This is a genomic window from Micrococcus sp. R8502A1 (genome assembly GCF_006704135.1).
GTDB lineage: Bacteria > Actinomycetota > Actinomycetes > Actinomycetales > Micrococcaceae > Micrococcus > Micrococcus luteus.
Map to the genome: position 1 here is coordinate 1 of NZ_VIGS01000108.1, position 890 is coordinate 890.

1 protein-coding gene is annotated in these 890 nt (G+C 64.2%); it reads right to left on the minus strand.

What is annotated here, in order from left to right:
• Window positions 1–13: 13 nt before the first annotated feature.
• Window positions 14–890 (minus strand): IS3 family transposase (locus FLM69_RS11255; protein WP_220125182.1); only part of this gene is annotated, 877 nt, incomplete at its 5' end.

The window sequence follows — 890 nt, forward strand, 5'->3', positions numbered from 1 at the left end:
TTGACACGAGTTATCAGGCGGCGGCAGCCGCCTGGACTGATTGAACCATCTCGAACTCGACAGGGGTGAGCTTCCCGAGACGGGCCTGCCTACGACGGCGGTGATAGGTCCGCTCGATCCAGCTCACGATCGCGAGCCGGAGCTGGTCGAAGGACTCCCAGCGACGCCGATTCAACACGTTCTTCTGCAACAGCGCGAAGAAGGATTCCATCGCCGCGTTGTCCCCAGCAGCACCGACCCTGTCCATCGACCCGACCAGGCCGTTGACCCGGAGCGTCTCCACGAATCGCCTGGCTCGAAATTGCGACCCACGATCCGAATGCACCCGGCAGCCCTGGACGCCGGCTTTTCCTCCGCGCCGGGCCAGAGCCATCTGCAGGGCATCCACAGCCAGCTGCGAGCTCATCCGCCGATCGATCGAGTAGCCCACGATCCGGTTCGAGAACACGTCCTTGACCGCGCAGAGATAGAGCTTGGAATCCCCGGCCCAATGCTCTGAGATGTCCGTGAGCCACAGCTGGTTCGGCTTCTCAGCGCGGAACTCACGACGAACCAGACCATCATGAACGACAGGGCCAGGACGCTTGCCCGAGCCGCGACGGACCGAGTGGCAGCAGCGGACCTTCACGAGCCGACAGGCCTTCAACACCTGATGGTCCGACACGGACAAGCCACGGCCGCGGAGCTCGTCAGCCAGGAACCGGTATCCGAACTCCGGGTCATCGGCATGGGCATCGAAGACGGCGTTGGCGGCATGCGCGTCGGACCATTCCCGCTCGCTGACAGGTTCGGCCAGCCACTGGTAGTAGGCCTGACGGGAGAACCCGAGGACCCGGCAGGAGAGTTTCACGGGAATCCCGTCGCGGGCCAGGTCCTTCACGACGGGATAG